Source organism: Helicobacter valdiviensis, assembly GCF_003245365.1.
Classification (GTDB): domain Bacteria; phylum Campylobacterota; class Campylobacteria; order Campylobacterales; family Helicobacteraceae; genus Helicobacter_D; species Helicobacter_D valdiviensis.
In genome coordinates, this window is sequence record NZ_NBIU01000016.1 from 1 (window position 1) to 16,503 (window position 16,503).

A 16,503-nucleotide genomic window follows, 5' to 3' on the forward strand; every position below is an offset into this window, starting at 1 on the left:
TAATTTCTCATACTCATACTCTTATTCATTCTAAAAGAAATCATTCTTTTAGAAAAACTCTTAGTATTAGTATAGTTACTTCTATACTTTTATCTAATCAAATGTTACTTGCTAATCCTAATTTACCAAGTGGAGGTAAATTTACAAATGGAAGTAGTGGAAGTATTAGTATAAGCAATGGAGCTAATTGTAAGAATTGTGTGATGAATATTAAAGGAGATAATAAAAATAATGTAATTGCTTGGGGTGGAGGATTTAATATAGGTAAAGGCTATGAAGTTCATTTTGAAAAAGGAAAGAATGGAGGCAATAATTATTTAAATTTAGATTATTCTAAAAATCCTTCTACAATTGCAGGATTATTACAAGGAAACAATAATAATGTCTTTATTGTTAATCCTAGTGGGGTAATAGTAACAGAGAGTGGAAGTATTAATGCTAATAAGTTTGGTATTTCTACATCTCCTATTGATACAGATACACTTAATGCTTTTAAAGAAGCTAATAAAGCTAATAATGGTGTAGGTGTATTAGTGCCTTTCTCTCCTGTGTTTAAAGCAAATAGCACTAGAGGAGATATTATAAACAAAGGAAGCATTCAAGCTAATGAAGTAGTAATGGTGGGGAATAGAGTAATCTTACAAGCCGGAGTAAATTTACAAGAAGATGGAAAAATAGGTGTTAATAAAATTAATGCAAATAATATTAATATAGAGGGAAATACTATTAATATTGATGTGGCTACACTAGAAAATAATCCTACTCTAAATCTAAAAGCAAATAAAGATGGAAATCTTTATCTAAGTGCTACAGGATATTATTATAATACAAATGCTTGGAATAATACATATAGCTCTTTTACAAATATTAAAGACACACATAACCAATACATTTCTATTGGTAGTGATGTAGATTGGTGGCATTTTGCAAAGGGGTGGAATGAAAATAAAGATGGTAATTTTAAAAATGCAACTGATTTTAAACTTACAAGCGATATAGATTTTCAAGGAAATAAAGGAATAGGAGTAGTAGGAAAAGATTGGCAAAACTATGCAGATTATTGCATTAATGGGCTTGGTTGCACGAGTATGATTGTGGGGGATGATTATGATAATGCTTTCACAGCCAACTTTGATGGACAAGGATATACACTAAAGAATATTAATATAGATACTACAATTACTGTGGGTTATAAACCTGAAAATGTTGGGATATTTGGATATATTAGGAAGTATAATGATAATGAAAATTCAACTATTAAAAATATCAATGTGGATTATATGGGTGGAGGGATAAAAGCTGATAATGCTAGGTTTGTAGGTAGCTTTGCTGGGTATATTGACAGTGGAATGTTTAGTAACATTGTTCTTCAAGATATTGGTGAAATGCTAGTTGAAACAACAAGTGAGAATTTTCAAAGGATATATGCTGGAGGATTTGCAGGATATATAACAAATGGAAAGTTTGATAAAATTTCTCTTAATAAAATAAAAAGTATTTTAGTGGATAATAGGCAAGGCACTTCTTTCGTTGGAGGTTTTACAGGAAGAGTTGTGAATAAGAAAAGAGATACAAAATTAACAAACATTACAATTAGAGATATAGACAGTATTATTGCTAAATCTGATTATGATGGGAATGGAGGTGATAGCAATGCGGGTGGATTTGTAGGATATATGGATGGAGCAGAACAAATAAAAAATATAGAGATAAGCAACATTGGGGAGATCAAGGCAGAAACTGAAGCAAAGGAAAGTTTAGCAGGAGGGTTTGCTGGAAGAATAGTAAATAGTGGAAGCAATGTATTTTCCAATATAGTGATTAACGATATTGGGAGTATTAGTTCATTAGGAAAAAGCAAGTCATTTGCAGGTGGATTTGTTGGGCTTCTTGATAGTGCAACTTTTTTAAATATAACTCTTAATAATATAGGAAATATTTTAAGTAGTGGCAACGGTCCTTATCAAGATAGTGATGCGGGTGGTTTTGTCGGGTATATTTGGTATGCCAATAAAGGAACTTTCTCAAACATCTATATTAATTTTAAAGATAATGCTACAATTATGGCTATTTCTGAATTATATCCAGATTATGCTTATGTAGGCAAGTTTTTTGGAAACGACAATGGTAATATTTCAAGCGATAAACTCTCCAACATCCACATCTATTACAATGGAAGTAAAGAAGCACTAGATAATCCAAACTCTATAGCTAATGCTACTAATGATAAAGAAAAACCTTTTTACAATAATGGAATTACATTACACCCTTATACAGATAAGCAAGAAGACTTTATAAATGATGTCTTAAACGATGAAGCACTAAAACAAGCAGGAATCTACAAGGATGAAAATGGTAATCTAAGTTTCTTTAAGCCTTTTGATAATAGTGGAGACAACGGAAACAATGAAGATTCCAACTTCATTGATAAAAATAAAGATGGCTTAAATGATGTAGAATTAAGCAGTGATGATTTCTCTAATAAATTAGTCAATAATATCATTCAAGATTTACTAGATGAAAAACTCATTCTTAGTTTAGATGCCAATAAACTCTTTATTATTGCAAATGGAAAAGCAACATTAAATACAAACTATCTTAAAGGACTTCTTAGTAAATATAAAGAAGATACTAAACTCTCACAATCTCTAAACTTCCTTTTAGCATTCTATGGAGAAGAAGTAGATAATAATGGATTAGGATTAGGAAATGAATTAGCAAACAAAGATAAAAATGGAGTATGGAACACTACTAAACAAAGAGTAGAAAAAATCAAACATTCTAAACAAGAATTAGAAAACTTTATAAAGGGTAATAATAATCCAAACTATACAGCAGGAGGATTATTAGGACTTATGAGTTTCTTTGCAGAATGGAAAGATAAATATGAGCTTTATACTTCAGGACTTGCTACAGAAGAACAAATGAAAAACTTAGAGAGTTGGTTTAAAAACAATGGAGCAAATCTAAAAGCTTACCAAGCATTATTAAAAGATAAAGTTCTAAAAGAATTTGCTTATGATGATATTGCTAATATAGATGTTAAAGGTTCATTAACATTTATAGGTGGAGAATGGATAGCTAATCTAAAAGAACCAGAATACAAAGATAATGGAGGAAGTGATCAAACTATCAATTCTCCTCTAAAAGATATTAATGCTTCTATGCTAGATAAACAACAAGTAGTCTTAATAAAACCAGCAGAAGAAGAAAAAGAAACACTAGATGAAGAAAAAGGAGTGTTAAACCAAAGAACTTGTGTGGTGAGTGAAAACTTTAAGACAAATAATCCTTGTATGGCACAAAGGATATAGAAGAAATTCGTATTGGAGTAAGCATTTAATAGATTTTAAAAATTTTATAGGGTTCGCAGATTATTTATCTAGCCTCACCCTAAAAATTTTTAAAAAACTCCTAAAGCCTTACTGCCACTACTAGAATTTAACTTTAATTCTTATAATCCTTTCAACCTCTTAAAATTTCATAAAAAGCTAAAGCTATATACCGTAACTACTGGAATTTATTACATCTTTTTTATTTTTCAATTTGGTTTTATCCTAAAAATTTTTAAAAAACTCCTAAAGTCTCACTGCTACTACTAGAATTTATTGAGTTCTTATAATCCTTTCAGCCTCTTAAAATTTCGTATTGTTTTTACTGTTTCTTAGGCTATTTGCTGTGCTTGTCGTATCAATGTATTACTAGGGGATAGCTACCTTTTTAAGCTTTATAGAAAAGCTATTTGTAGTATTTAAGACTTAGTGCTGTAGAGTTTTTGTATCTATAAATTTTTTATGTTACTAAAATATACATTTGAAAATCTTCTAAAACGCACTTGTATTTATCTTTGAATGCTTTTTGGGTTTAAAAAGTTTTAGAAAATACTTATTATTTCTTAATAAACTTGACTATTTTCTATAAAAGTTATAGATTTACAAAGTAAATATAAAAGTTAAATAAATTTTACGCATTAAAAATAGAAAGGAAAAAGATGAAAAAGCTTATTTTAGGAACACTTGTAAGTTTTGCTTTGAGTTCTGCACTTTTTGCAGGAGGGATTGACACTAAAAGTGCAAAGGTTGAGTTTGAGGGCTATAAAACTCCTGCTATGGTAGGCACAAAAGGTAGTTTTAAGAGTGCTAAATATACTTTTGGCAAAGATGCTTCTAGTCTAAAAGGACAGCTTGAGGGTGCTAAGGCTGTGATTTCTCCAAATGATGTAGATATGGGAGAAAATAACGAAATTATCACAACTAATATTATTGAAACCTTTTTTAAAACCTTAAACGATAAAGGTGATATTAAAGTGATGTTTAAAAATGTCGTAGAGGGCGATAATAAAGGTGTGATTTCTGCTAAAGTTACTATTAATAAACAAAGCACAACAATTCCTCTTATTTATACAGTAGAAGGGGATAAATTCATCGCTAAAGGACAGCTAGATTTGCACCATTTTAGCAATAGTGTAAAAGCTCTTAAAGCATTAAGTGATGTAGCACCTGGACACCAAAATATTAGTTGGTCGGTTGTGGATATTACATTTAGTGCAGATATGAAAAAATAGCTATCTCCCTTTTGGGAATAGCTAGAAATATGCTTTAACTTCTTCTAAAACAAACATAAAAAGTCCATAGGCGATAAAAAACATAACCCCCGCACTAAAAAGATTGACAATCACCCAACTTAAAGGCTTTTTGAAAAGTTCGCTTGCTTTAAATGAGGCAAATCCTAAGCATAAAAACCAAGCACAAGAAGCGCCAATAATTCCTAAAGAAAAAAAGATTTTTTCGCTAAAATCATAACGCAAAGAAGTTGCTCCTAAAATCACAATAGTATCCAAATAAACATGAGGATTAATAAGTGTGATGATGAGAGTTTGTAAAATTGTTTTTTGTAAAGAAGATTTTTTTTCTGCAAAGCTTAGATTTAAACTTGTAGTCTGAAAAGCAGATTTTAGAGATAAAAGCCCATAGAAAAATACAAATATAGCCCCTATAACTCCTAATAAAATCATAAAAATCTTATTTTGTGAAAGTAGTTCTCCCACTCCAAAAATTCCTAAATTTACAAGAATAATATCGCAGGCAATGCAACACAAGCACACCCATAAAATATGGTTTTTCATAATTCCTTGTTTTAAAACAAAGAGATTTTGAGCACCAATTCCTGCAAAAAGTGAAAAAGCTAATAAAAATCCAGTAATTGCAATATCCATTGAAGTATCCAGTTACTTTTTTAAACCTGAAAGAAGCAAGGCTAAAAATGAATCTTTATCTATCTTGTTTGTATTTTGAGTTTGCGAGTTTTCTAAATCTTCTAAAATTTCTAAATCTTGCTTTTCTTGAAGTTTTAAAAGATTGATAATGGCTTCTTGGCTAAGGTTAAATTCTTTTTCTAACCATTCACTTTTTGAAAGAAAAAGCGAGCTAAACGCACTATTAGAGCTAGGAGGAATGTAGGAGTTAATATCTCCTATGGGTTTTTTTAAAGGAGGATTTTTAGGCACAGAGGCTTCTATTTGTGTTTCTTGGTTTGGGTGTGGTGGTTTTGGTTTGTGTGTAACTGTTTCTTTATAGGCTTGTGTGTCAATTTTGAACGCCATTTTCTCGCTCCTTTTAAGGCAAAGTGTATTAAATGCTTATGCAATTTTACACCATAGAGGATTATATTATGCTATAATGCTAAGTTTTGATAGAAAAATAAGGGATAAAGCGTGATTTTAAGTCATGAAATACCAAAAGGCTCTAAGCTTTATTTTGGTAAGGAAGCAAAAAGAAAAAGAGAGCTAGAAAATCTTATAAGCAATCTTTTGTATCAAGATGGCTATGAGGAGATAAGCACCCCTAGCTTTGCATATTTAGAACACCAAAGAGATACGACAAGTAGGGAAGTTGTTAGGATTGTTAATCAATACAACCAACAAATTGCTTTAAGAAATGATTCTACCATTGATACTTTACGGCTTTTAAGCCCACATATTAAGGAAGAGAAGGTGGGTAAAAAGTGGTTTTATATCCAGCCAGTTTTTACTTATCCCACAACAGAAATTAACCAAATAGGTGTAGAAAATTTTGAAAGCGATTGTGTTTTGCCACATATTCAGCTATGTTTGGAGTTTTTAAAAAAACTTTCTCTTAGCCCACTTTTGCAAATTTCAAATGCAAAAATACCTAAACTTTGCACACAAGAATTTGATGTAGAGCTAGAAGATTTTGAAAAAATCAATTTAGCAAAAATTCAAGATACCCATCCTTTTTTAAAAGCACTTATGGGGGTGCAAACTTTAAAAGATTTGGAAGTTTTATTAAAAGAAGCTCCAAATGCTTTAAAAGAAGAGCTAAAAGAGCTTTTAGAACTTGCTAAAAGCCTAGAGTATGAAAGATTGATTTTAGCACCTCTTTTTTATGCACCTATGCCTTATTATGATGGAATGCTTTTTAGGTTTTTTATGTATAATAAAACTATAATTTTAGGCGGTAGTTATAAAATCAATGATGAAAAAGCTTGTGGCTTTGGAATCTATACAGATCATTTATTAAGTATAAAGGAGTAAGACTTGCAGACAAAAGCAGATTTGATTGTAGGAATCCAGTGGGGAGATGAGGGCAAAGGCAAAATGGTAGATTTGTTAGCTCAAGATTATGATTATGTTGTGCGTTATCAAGGAGGACATAACGCAGGACATACTATTGTAGTGGAGGGCAAAAAGTATGCCTTGCATTTAATCCCATCAGGTATTCTTTATCCAAAATGCAAAAATGTTATTGGTAATGGAGTGGTGATTAACCCAGAAGCTTTGATTGAAGAAATGAAACAATTTAACAATTTAGAAGGAAGATTGTTTATTAGCGAAAAAGCACATCTAATCTTACCTTACCATGAGATTTTAGATAGATTAAAAGAACAAAATTCACAAAAAGCTATAGGAACGACAGGTAAAGGCATAGGGCCTGCATACACTGACAAAGCTTCAAGAGTAGGCTTTAGAATGATAGAATTAAAAGATACTAAAGCTCTAAGTGCAAAAATTTTAGAGCATATTAAGGATGCAAGATTAGAGCTTTTTGGGATTACACAAGAGAGTTTGCAAAATTTAGAAAATAAGCTAGAAGAATATGCAAAAATACTTACACCCTTTTTGGCAAATACAACTTCTATGCTATGGAAAGCAATGGATGAGGGCAAAAAGATTTTATGCGAGGGTGCGCAAGGAAGTATGCTGGATATTGATCATGGGACATATCCTTTTGTAACAAGTTCTACAACAACTGCTTCAGGTGCTTGTAGTGGGAGTGGGATTTCTCCTAGAGAGTTAGGCGATGTGATAGGTATTACTAAAGCTTATTGCACAAGAGTGGGTAATGGACCTTTTCCAACAGAAGATTTGGATAAAATCGGTGAGCTTTTAAGAGAAAAGGGCGGAGAATTTGGTGTAACAACAGGAAGAGCAAGAAGATGTGGATGGCTAGATGCAGTAGCGGTAAAATATGCTTGTAGGCTAAATGGTGTAAATGCACTTGCTATGATGAAACTTGATGTTTTAGATGGTTTTGAAGAAGTTAAAGTATGTGTGGCTTATGAGAACCAAAAAGGCGAGATTTTAGAAACTTTCCCAAGTTGTATTGAAGGGATTAAACCTATTTATAAAAGTTTTAAAGGTTGGGATAAGAGTGCAAATATTAGAAAATTTGAAGATTTGCCTAAAAATGCACAAGACTATATTTTAGAGCTTGAAAAGTTTATCGGCGTGAAAATTAAGATGATTTCTACAAGTCCAGATAGAATGGATACAATTTTTCGCTAAGTAATGAAGACAAAATTCACGCAACTTGTCATTCTTAATAAACGCAAGGTAGAAGAAGTAGAAATGGAGCTTCAAAAGAATGCAAAGAGCATTGAAGTTAAGCAAGGTGAAATTGATGCTTTGGTGCGGGAATTTGCGACTTTACAAGAGCCAAGAAGCGGGATTTATCAAGAGTTTTTAACCTTTTGTCATCATAAAGAAGAATATAGAAATTATATTGATGATAAGATGAGAGAATTAGCATTTTTAAAGCAAGATCGCAAAAAGCTTCAAGAAGCCTTTAAGCTTGCAAATATTGAATATGAAAAGGCAAAATATTTAGATGAATTAGAGATTAAAAAAATGCTAGAAACTGCCAAAAGGCTTGAGGGGAAAAACCTTGATGAAATTTCTGTAATGCTTTATGCAAATAAGGGGTTATCATGAGAATTTTAATTTTAATGTTTTTTAGTATGGTGCTTAGTTTTGGTGCAGAAGTAATAGATTGTAATATTATTTTTGAGCAAAGAAAGGGAGAGATTTTAAAGGAGCTTGATAAGATTAATGAGCAACAACAAGCTTTACAAGCCTTGCAGAGTGCGACGCAAAATATCCTAGATCAAAAGGAAGCAGAACTTAAAAAACGCGAAGAAAAAGTAGCGCAAATAGAACAAGATATTAAAAACACAGAAGAAAAAATCAATAAAATGCTAAAGAAAAATGAAGAGATTTTAAAACAAATCCAAAATGCTACAAAAACAAAAATGGGTGAAGCTTATACAAGTATGAAAGATTCAAAGTCCGCAGCAATTTTGGAGAATTTACCAGAAGGAGAGGCTGCAAATATCCTTTTTGGGTTGGATACCAAAGTAGCAAGTAAAATTTTAGCCAAGATGAATCCGCAAAAGGCAGCAAGTCTTACGCAACTTATTGTCAAAGGACCTCCTTTTACACAAGAAGAAACCAAACAAGAGCAAAAGCCACAAGCTCCACAAGAAGTTCAGGCTATGCCCCAAGAAGCACCTACAAGCAATACATTATAGAGAAGAAAATGTTTGAAGCTACAATTAACGCTTGTAAAAATGAGAGCATTAATCTAAGCAAATCATTAATACAGCTATTAAAAGATGAGGGGATAAGTGCAAATTATGCGGAATTTTCCCTAGAAGATAGTGGGATTTATTTTATTTTGCCTAATGGAGATAAAATTAAGGTTTTGTTCTATCAAGCAAAAATCCAAGAGAGTGCATTTAAAAGCAAAGGCGATCCTTTTGTGCATCTTTTTTCTTGCGAGGAAGTGAGGGAAAATCTAGCCAATGAAGAGTTTAGAGCCATCTATAAAACAGAATTAAAGTTTTTTTTGGGGGTTTATTCTCATAGGGTGCAAACAAAGTTTTTTTACAATAAGCCTTTGGAGCTTTGTCCAAGTTGTAAGCAAAAGCTTTTAGGCAAAAGCCTAAAAGAGTTTATGGAGGGCTAAATTACCACAACAATCCTTTAAAGAAAAGTGTTAAAAAATATCCTGCAAATATAAGGATAAAACACAAGCTAAGAGCTAAACCAAATGCTTTACCACCAGTTTTAATAAACTTTTTAAAATCAATTTGCAAACCAAGTGCAGCCATTGCAAAAACAATACAAATAGAGCAAAGCAATTTTCCAAAATTAAGTAAAGATTCTATGCTAATGCCTAGAAAGATTATTTCTTTATGCTCGGATAAAAATGTATTTAACACAATCACACCTAAAAACATAAATGCAAAATAGGGGATTTGGATTTGTTTTTTTGCATGGGATTGTGTAGAGCTAAGGGTATTGCTTCTAGCTACATAATAAGAAACAATCAGTAAAAAAGGCACAAGCATAATCACACGCATCATTTTTAAAATCACAGCAGCATTTGCAGCATTTTGAGAAAATGTAGGCGTCATATCTTTTGCCATTTGTGCAGCACCTGCAACATTTGCTACTTCATGTAAGGTAGCACCCATATAAATTCCCATACCGCTTCCATTGATATTTGGGATTAATCCAGCACTAAAAGCTATGGGATATAAAAACATACAAATTAGCCCAAAAATCACTACAGTTCCTACTGCAACTACTCCTTTAAAGGTGTCAGATTTTAAAACAGATTCTAAGGCTAAAACCGCAGCGGCACCACATATCGCACTACCTGCTCCTACTAGCATAGAAGTTTCTTTATCTAGTTTGAAAACTTTTATTCCTAAAAATATTGCACTAAAAAAGATAAGGCAAATAATAATAATAGCTAGTAGAACTCCATAAATCCCAATATTTGCAAGTTCGCTAAAGGTTACATTAAAACCATAGAGGATAATTCCAAGTCTTAAAAGCTTTTTTGCACTAAGTTGCACTCCTGCTTGTAAAGTGTGCTGGTATTTAAAAAACCAAGGCGACATAAGTGCTCCAATTAAAATAGCAAACGCAGTAGCTGCTAAATGTGTGCTTTCATAAATGGTTTTAGAATTTGCGAGTAAAAAAGCAGCAATTACAATACAAGATACAAATGCTAAACCTCTTAAATTAGAAAGAAAAAATAATTTAAATGTGTGAAGTTTCATTGTGTTGTCCTAAAATTTTTTTATGATTATATAGGATTTGCTTTAATTAAAAAAATATATTTATTTTATTAAAATGATTAGAAAAATAAATTTATAGGGGTGAAGTTATGAAGATAAGGGATTTGGAGATTTTTTTGGATTTATTAAAAACTAAAAGTCCTACAATCACTGCACAAAATTTTAAAATCACACAGCCTAATGTATCTGTGATTATTAAAAATATTGAAAATATGATAGGCACTCCGTTATTTGAACGCTTAGGCAAGAAACTAATGCCAACGCCCAAAGCTTTATTTTTAGGAGGTATGTGGCTTGAGGTGGTGCAAAACTATTATAAAAGCTTAGAAGTGCTCTTAGAAGATGATTTGTGTTTAGGAGAGCTTAAAGTCGCTTCTACGCATACTATAGGGGAATATTTTTTGCCTAAAATTCTTTTTGATTTTGCCAAAAAGTATCCCAAAGTAAAGATTAATGCCCAAATTTATAATACGCAAGAATGTTTGAAGCTTTTAAAAATGGGGAATGTGGATTTAGCTATCATTGAGGGAGAAATCAGTAAAGAACAAGCAAAAAGTGAGGGTTTTAAACGCGAAGTTTTGTGTAAAGATGAGCTTGTTGTAGCAACGAGTGATTTTATTTTGGCCTCACGCGAACATTATATTGATGCATTGCTAGACAAAGCGTGGATTTTTAGGGAATATGGTTCAGGGCTTAGAGAGCGATTTTTGCGAGAACTTGGGAATATTGGAAGAGAAATTCCTATTTTTTTGGAGCTAGATAGAATTAGTGCAATTAAGGATTTGGTAATTTCTCGTGGGGCCTTGGCGGTTTTTTCTAAAATGGCAATTAAAAAGGAGCTTGAAGAGGGCATACTCTTTCCTTTGCAAATTATAAATTTAGATTTAGAAAGAGAATTCCTTATACTAGAGCGAGAGAGCCAAATTCCAAATGGAGCTTTGGAGCGTTTTAGAGAATTTTTGGAATCTTGGATATAAATTCTAAGATTAGGCTTGCAAAATTTATGAAATTTCACAATTTTCATTTTAGATTTTAGGCAATGGGTTTTAAAAAGCAAAATGTTTGAATGTTAAAATTTTAAAAGGAACTGCCAAAATTGTGATGATTTTAGAAAATAAATTTTAATGGCAAAAACAAAATATAAAACTAATTGCAAGAAAATTAAGGTTTTAAATTTTGGGAGTTTTGATTTATGGGGTGGCTTGTAAAAATACAGCAACTTTTTATCATGAATGTAAAATGATATTGTTAGAAAGGGTGTGGGTAAAGATTTTAATGGGGTTTAAATAAGCCCCATTTTTTCTTTTGCTTCTTTATAGGTTGCTTGTGCGATACTTCTTGCGTGTTCTGCACCTTCTTTTAGAATCTTTTGCAAATATTCTTTTTCGTTTGTGAGTTTTAGATAAGTTTCGCGAATGGGTTTTAAACCTTCAATCACAGCTTCAGCAACTTTTGTTTTTAAATCTCCATAGCCTTTACCTGCAAAATCGCTTTCAATTTTTTCTTTGCTTTCTTTAGTGAAGCATTGATAGATAGTAAGGAGATTATAAACCCCAGCTCTTTCTTTATCAAATGCGATAATTCCCTCGCTATCTGTAGTGGCTTTTTTGAATTTTTTTATAATTGTGTCGCTATCATCTAAAAGTGCGATGAGGTGATTTGGTTTATCTCCAGAGCTTTTACTCATTTTTTTAGTAGGATCATCTAGTCCCATAATCCTTGCACCCTCACTTTGAATGAGAGGTTCTGGAACGATAAAGAGTTCTCCATAATCGCGATTAAATTTAATTGCCGTATCCCGTGCTAACTCTATATGTTGTTTTTGATCCTCACCTACAGGAACAAGATGGCTTTTATAGAGTAGAATATCTGCACTCATTAAATTAGGATAATTAAACAATCCTGCAAAAATATTTTTTGGATTTTTTTGACTTTTGTCTTTAAATTGTGTCATACGGCTTAAATCCCCCATAGGAGTGATACAAGTTAGCAACCAAGCAAGCGAGGTGTGTTCTTGCACTTCAGATTGGATAAAAAGGGTGGATTTTTTAGGATCAATCCCACAAGCTAGGAGCATTGCACAAAGCTCATAGGTTTTTTCTTTTAAGATTTTTGGATCTTGAGGGATTGTGATTGCATGGGAATTTACTACACAGAAGATGTTTTCATATAAATCTTGACGATCCACCCAGTTTTTTACAGCACCTAGATAGTTTCCTAGATGGATATTGCCTGTTGGCTGTATGCCTGAAAATACTCTTAATTGTTCTTTTGACATTGCTTTACCTTGAAATTGAATGAATTTTTGCTAGGGATTATAACTAAATTTTATTGAAACAAAACGCAAAAATAAAATGGTTGCTTAATGGTTTAGGAAAATTTTGTATGATTTATGATTAATTTTTAAAAAGAGCAGAGCATGAAATCATATTTTTATAAAAAAGCAGATAAAAAAGAATTAACCAAAATTACACAAGAGAATATTTTTAACAAAAGGCGTGAATTTTTAAAACTGGGTGCTGGAAGTATGGCGGTTCTCTTAGGCTTAGAAGAACTTTTAGCAAAAACCCTAGATACTAAAAATATTATAAATCCTTTCCATTACGAAGCTTTTAGTGAGGCTGAAGCATTAAGGATTAATGGAGGGATTTTAGAGCCTACCTTAGAAGAGATTGCTACAAGCTACAATAATTTTTATGAATTTGGTTACTCTAAAAGTGATCCTAAAGAAAATTCTAAAGATTTTAAAAGCACTCCTTGGAAAATAGAAGTAACAGGCGAAGTTGAGAAGCCTTTTAGCATAGATTTAGAAGATTTGATAGCAAAAATGCATTTAAAAGAACGCATATATCGTTTTAGATGTGTAGAGGCTTGGAGTATGGTAATACCTTGGATTGGGTTTGAGCTAAGGGAATTTATTGAGTTTGCAAAGGTAAAAAGTAGTGCAAAATATATAAAATTTAGCACTAAATACGATCCTAGTATGTTTCCTATGCAAGGAAGTGTTTTGGGTGTGAGTAAGAGTTTTTTGCCTTTTCCTTATGAAGAAGCATTAAGATTAGATGAGGCAAAAATCCCATTAACACTTTTAGCAGTAGGTATGTATGGTAAGCCATTAAGTCCGCAAAATGGAGCACCTATAAGACTTGTTGTTCCTTGGAAATATGGCTATAAGATGATAAAATCTATTGATAAAATTGAGTTTTTAACCTCACAACCTCTTAGCACTTGGGAAGCACAAAATCCAAAAGAATATGGCTTTTATGGGAATGTAGATCCTAGTGTCTCTCACCCTAGATGGTCGCAAAGTAGCGAAAGAGTAATAGGTCAAAGAGGGCGTGTAAGAACGCTTTATCTAAATGGTTATGCAAAAGAAGTAGAGCATCTTTATGCGGGGCTTGATAGAAAAAAACTTTATTAAAAAGGTTGTAAATTGGCAATAAGAAAATGGGTGGAGATTTTTTTAATCATTGGTATTTGTTATCTTGCATGGCAGATAGTTTTGAAGCTAGAAGCACAAAATGCAACTTTGATAGATCCTTTAGCAAGTTTATATGTATATAGTGGTTGGATAGGTTTTATATTAATTGTGGCTTCTTTAATAGTATTTGCTCCTTTTAAGAAAAGCTTTGGAATTTTGGGGTTTGTTAGTGTTTTTATCCATTTTTTAATTTTTCTCTACCTAGATTTTAATTTTGATTTTGCCTTAATTTTGGAGGAATTAGGGGGTAAAACTTATCTTTATTTTGGGATTTTTAGCTTTTTATTTTTGTGTATTTGTATGGGGGCTACATTTTTTAAGGTTTTTAGATTTTATTATCTTGTTTATGGGGCAATTTTTTTAGCAAGTTTGCATATTGTTTTGATTCAAAAAGTGCTAAGCTTAAAAATTATAGGGATTTTTAGTTTTGTGGGAGTATTGCTCTTATACAAGATTTTAAAAGCTTACAAAAAGATAAATTCAAAAACATTTTAGACTTCTATTATAAAATTTTTGCTAGAATGGCAAGAATTTTTTTTAGAAGGTTATTGATGATTAGCATTTTATTGGTGTTGCAGTTTGTTTTAGCGGTAATTATTACTATTGTGGTTTTATTGCAAAAGAGTTCTAGTATTGGATTAGGTGCTTATAGTGGGAGCAATGAAAGTTTATTTGGAGCAAAAGGGCCTGCAGGGTTTTTAGCAAAGCTCACTTTTGTTTTAGGGGTTTTATTTGTGATAAATACAATAGCTTTAGGCTATTTATATACAAAAGATTCCAAAAGTTCTATTGTGGATAATATGGTTGTGCCTAGCACACAAGCACCTGTTGCACCAAGTGTGCCAAATGTGCCTGTAGCTAATGAAGGAAATACTACTAGCACACAAGCGCCTAGCACACCGAGTGTAGCTCCACAAAACCCATCACAAAATTAATTTTTAAGGAAAATAAATGAGTTTGCAAGAGATTTATACCCATACGCAAGATACGATGAATAAGAGCATTGAGGCTATGAAAAAAGAGTTTGGAACTCTTAGGAGTGGTAAAGTGTCTATTAGTATTTTAGATCATATTAGGATAGATTATTATGACACTCCAACACCTCTTAATCAAGTGGGATCAGTAATTGCACAAGATGCAAGCACGATTGTAATTACTCCATGGGAGAAAAATTTACTTAAAGATATTGAAAGAGCTATCCAAGAGGCAAATATTGGAGTAAATCCTAATAATGATGGTGAAACTATTAAATTATTTTTCCCTCCTATGACAAGTGAGCAAAGAAAAGAAATTGCAAAAGAAGCTAAAAATATCGGTGAGAAAGCAAAAGTAGCTATTAGAAATATTAGAAAAGATTCTAATGACAAGATAAAAAAGCTAGAAAAAGATAAAGCAATTAGCGAAGATGAATCCAAAAAAGGACAAGATGAAATCCAAAAATTTACCGATAATGCAGTCAAAAAAATTGATGAGCTTGTAAAACATAAAGAAGAAGAATTGCTAAAAATTTAAGGGGATATTATGGATATTGCAAAAATTTATAAAGATGCAAATGCACTTTTAGAAGGGCATTTTTTGCTTAGCAGTGGCAAGCATTCTCCTTTCTATCTACAGTCTGCAAAAGTATTAGAAAATCCACAAATTGCTGAAGTTTTAGCAAAAGAGCTTGCAACAATTATCCAAAAAAGTGGAATACAAATAGATTGTGTTTGCTCTCCAGCCCTTGGTGGAATTTTAGCAGGGTATGAGCTTGCGCGTGCTCTTAAAGTGCGTTTTATTTTCACAGAGCGTGTGAATGGTAAAATGTGTTTAAGAAGAGGATTTGAGGTTAAAAAGGGAGAAAAAATCTTAGTTTGTGAGGATATTATCACTACAGGAGGTTCTGCATTAGAGAGTGCAGAAGAGGTGAGTAAATTAGGAGCACAAGTGGTTGCTTATGCAGCTTTGGCAAATAGAGGGATTTGCACCCGTTATGAAGGAGAGAAAGGAAGTGGAGAGGGCTGTAAATTAGATTCTAATTTACCTCTTTTTGCTTTGGGTGATTTTGTCTTTGAAACTTATGAAGCAGATAATTGTCCTCTTTGTAAAGAAGGTAGTGAAGCATATAAGCCAGGAAGTCGCGGTAATTAATGCAAAACCTTAGATGGCGTGAGCTAAAGAATTCTAAAACCCTTAAAAACTCTAAAGAAGTGCAAAATAAAGATGATAGGAATTTTGCCACTTTTATAGAGAGAGGAAAAGCACAAGTTATTGATACTTTTATGATTTATCTTCCTCTTTTGTATTTTATGACTTATGTAGTTGTAGGAAGTGCTAAAGGGTTTAGGGACTCTCCTTGGGCGCCTTTAGCGGCAGTTTTGGTTTATGCACTCATTGCTTCTATACTTTTGGCTTATAAAGGGCAAACTCCAGGGAAAAAGGCTTATGATTTATGGGTTGTAAGAGAAGATGGTAAAAAAGTAACCTTTCTTTTTGCATTTCTTAGATTTATTGCTTTTTGCCTTTCTGGAATGAGTCTTATAGGGATTTTAATGCCTTTATGGCGTAAAGATAAAAAGGCATTGCACGATTTTTTGTTAAAAACTGTAGTAATTAAAAAAGGTTAATTTTTTATTAAAAGTTTTTAGGGCATAATG

At 32.1% G+C, this 16,503-nt stretch carries 18 protein-coding genes; 14 read left to right on the top strand and 4 right to left on the bottom strand.

The genetic code is table 11. The annotated features are described in order from the left end of the window. Together B6S12_RS06180 and B6S12_RS06185 are read left to right on the top strand one after the other, a co-directional pair. The coding region (locus B6S12_RS06180; RefSeq protein WP_111229932.1) for a filamentous hemagglutinin N-terminal domain-containing protein at nucleotides 1-3,314 on the top strand (3,314 nt) is incomplete at its 5' end. 677 nt (nucleotides 3,315-3,991) lie between these two features. Further along, entirely contained in the window at nucleotides 3,992-4,564 is a 573-nt protein-coding gene (locus B6S12_RS06185) for a hypothetical protein (protein ID WP_111229933.1), read from the top strand. A gap of 21 nt (nucleotides 4,565-4,585) precedes the next feature. On the opposite strand, the gene B6S12_RS06190 is transcribed toward B6S12_RS06185, so the two are convergent. Together B6S12_RS06190 and B6S12_RS06195 are read right to left on the bottom strand one after the other, a co-directional pair. Continuing rightward, nucleotides 4,586-5,215 carry a LysE/ArgO family amino acid transporter gene (locus B6S12_RS06190; RefSeq protein ID WP_111229934.1) on the bottom strand — a complete coding sequence of 210 codons (630 nt, stop codon included), beginning with the start codon at nucleotides 5,213-5,215 and terminating at the stop codon, nucleotides 4,586-4,588. A gap of 12 nt (nucleotides 5,216-5,227) precedes the next feature. Continuing rightward, a complete protein-coding gene (locus B6S12_RS06195) occupies nucleotides 5,228-5,602 on the bottom strand; it encodes a hypothetical protein (protein ID WP_111229935.1) in 375 nt (124 codons plus the stop codon). A 111-nt stretch (nucleotides 5,603-5,713) separates the two neighbouring features. On the opposite strand from B6S12_RS06195, the gene B6S12_RS06200 reads away from it, so the two are divergent. The 5 genes from B6S12_RS06200 (at nucleotide 5,714) to B6S12_RS06220 (ending at nucleotide 9,263) form a co-directional block, all read left to right on the top strand. After that, nucleotides 5,714-6,553: an ATP phosphoribosyltransferase regulatory subunit gene (locus tag B6S12_RS06200; protein WP_111229936.1), complete on the top strand. Its 840-nt coding sequence runs from the start codon at nucleotides 5,714-5,716 to the stop codon at nucleotides 6,551-6,553. 63 nt (nucleotides 6,554-6,616) lie between these two features. Further along, a complete protein-coding gene (locus tag B6S12_RS06205) occupies nucleotides 6,617-7,804 on the top strand; it encodes an adenylosuccinate synthase (RefSeq protein WP_245892563.1) in 1,188 nt (395 codons plus the stop codon). A 3-nt stretch (nucleotides 7,805-7,807) separates the two neighbouring features. Continuing rightward, nucleotides 7,808-8,230: a flagellar export protein FliJ gene (locus B6S12_RS06210; RefSeq protein WP_111229938.1), complete on the top strand. Its 423-nt coding sequence runs from the start codon at nucleotides 7,808-7,810 to the stop codon at nucleotides 8,228-8,230. Then, nucleotides 8,227-8,826 carry a MotE family protein gene (locus B6S12_RS06215; RefSeq protein ID WP_111229939.1) on the top strand — a complete coding sequence of 200 codons (600 nt, stop codon included), beginning with the start codon at nucleotides 8,227-8,229 and terminating at the stop codon, nucleotides 8,824-8,826. The genes B6S12_RS06210 and B6S12_RS06215 overlap by 4 nt, the downstream gene beginning before the upstream one ends. 8 nt (nucleotides 8,827-8,834) lie before the next feature. Further along, on the top strand, nucleotides 8,835-9,263 hold the full coding sequence (locus tag B6S12_RS06220; RefSeq protein ID WP_111229940.1) for a hypothetical protein: 429 nt from the start codon (nucleotides 8,835-8,837) through the stop codon (nucleotides 9,261-9,263). Nucleotide 9,264: 1 nt separating this feature from the next. Here B6S12_RS06220 and B6S12_RS06225 read toward each other — a convergent pair whose 3' ends face one another. Continuing rightward, a complete protein-coding gene (locus B6S12_RS06225; RefSeq protein WP_111229941.1) occupies nucleotides 9,265-10,368 on the bottom strand; it encodes a YeiH family protein in 1,104 nt (367 codons plus the stop codon). 107 nt (nucleotides 10,369-10,475) lie between these two features. Here B6S12_RS06225 and B6S12_RS06230 point away from each other — a divergent pair, with 107 nt between their 5' ends. Further along, entirely contained in the window at nucleotides 10,476-11,363 is an 888-nt protein-coding gene (locus tag B6S12_RS06230; protein ID WP_111229942.1) for a LysR substrate-binding domain-containing protein, read from the top strand. A gap of 305 nt (nucleotides 11,364-11,668) precedes the next feature. On the opposite strand, the gene trpS is transcribed toward B6S12_RS06230, so the two are convergent. Beyond that, nucleotides 11,669-12,664: a tryptophan--tRNA ligase gene (trpS, locus tag B6S12_RS06235; protein WP_111229943.1), complete on the bottom strand. Its 996-nt coding sequence runs from the start codon at nucleotides 12,662-12,664 to the stop codon at nucleotides 11,669-11,671. 141 nt (nucleotides 12,665-12,805) lie between these two features. Here trpS and msrP point away from each other — a divergent pair, with 141 nt between their 5' ends. The 6 genes from msrP to B6S12_RS06265 are packed head-to-tail and all read left to right on the top strand — an operon-like array spanning nucleotide 12,806 to nucleotide 16,473. Beyond that, nucleotides 12,806-13,807: a protein-methionine-sulfoxide reductase catalytic subunit MsrP gene (gene msrP, locus B6S12_RS06240; RefSeq protein WP_111229944.1), complete on the top strand. Its 1,002-nt coding sequence runs from the start codon at nucleotides 12,806-12,808 to the stop codon at nucleotides 13,805-13,807. A gap of 12 nt (nucleotides 13,808-13,819) precedes the next feature. Next, a complete protein-coding gene (locus B6S12_RS06245) occupies nucleotides 13,820-14,362 on the top strand; it encodes a hypothetical protein (RefSeq protein WP_111229945.1) in 543 nt (180 codons plus the stop codon). Between the two features lie 56 nt (nucleotides 14,363-14,418). Continuing rightward, entirely contained in the window at nucleotides 14,419-14,802 is a 384-nt protein-coding gene (secG, locus tag B6S12_RS06250) for a preprotein translocase subunit SecG (protein WP_111229946.1), read from the top strand. 16 nt (nucleotides 14,803-14,818) lie between these two features. Then, nucleotides 14,819-15,379, top strand: coding sequence for a ribosome recycling factor (gene frr, locus B6S12_RS06255; RefSeq protein WP_111229947.1), 561 nt, complete (start codon nucleotides 14,819-14,821; stop codon nucleotides 15,377-15,379). A 9-nt stretch (nucleotides 15,380-15,388) separates the two neighbouring features. Further along, nucleotides 15,389-15,997, top strand: coding sequence for an orotate phosphoribosyltransferase (pyrE, locus tag B6S12_RS06260; protein WP_111229948.1), 609 nt, complete (start codon nucleotides 15,389-15,391; stop codon nucleotides 15,995-15,997). Next, nucleotides 15,997-16,473, top strand: a complete 477-nt coding sequence (locus B6S12_RS06265) for an RDD family protein (protein WP_111229949.1) — start codon at nucleotides 15,997-15,999, stop codon at nucleotides 16,471-16,473. Before pyrE ends, B6S12_RS06265 begins: the two co-directional genes overlap by 1 nt. Nucleotides 16,474-16,503 lie beyond the last annotated feature (30 nt).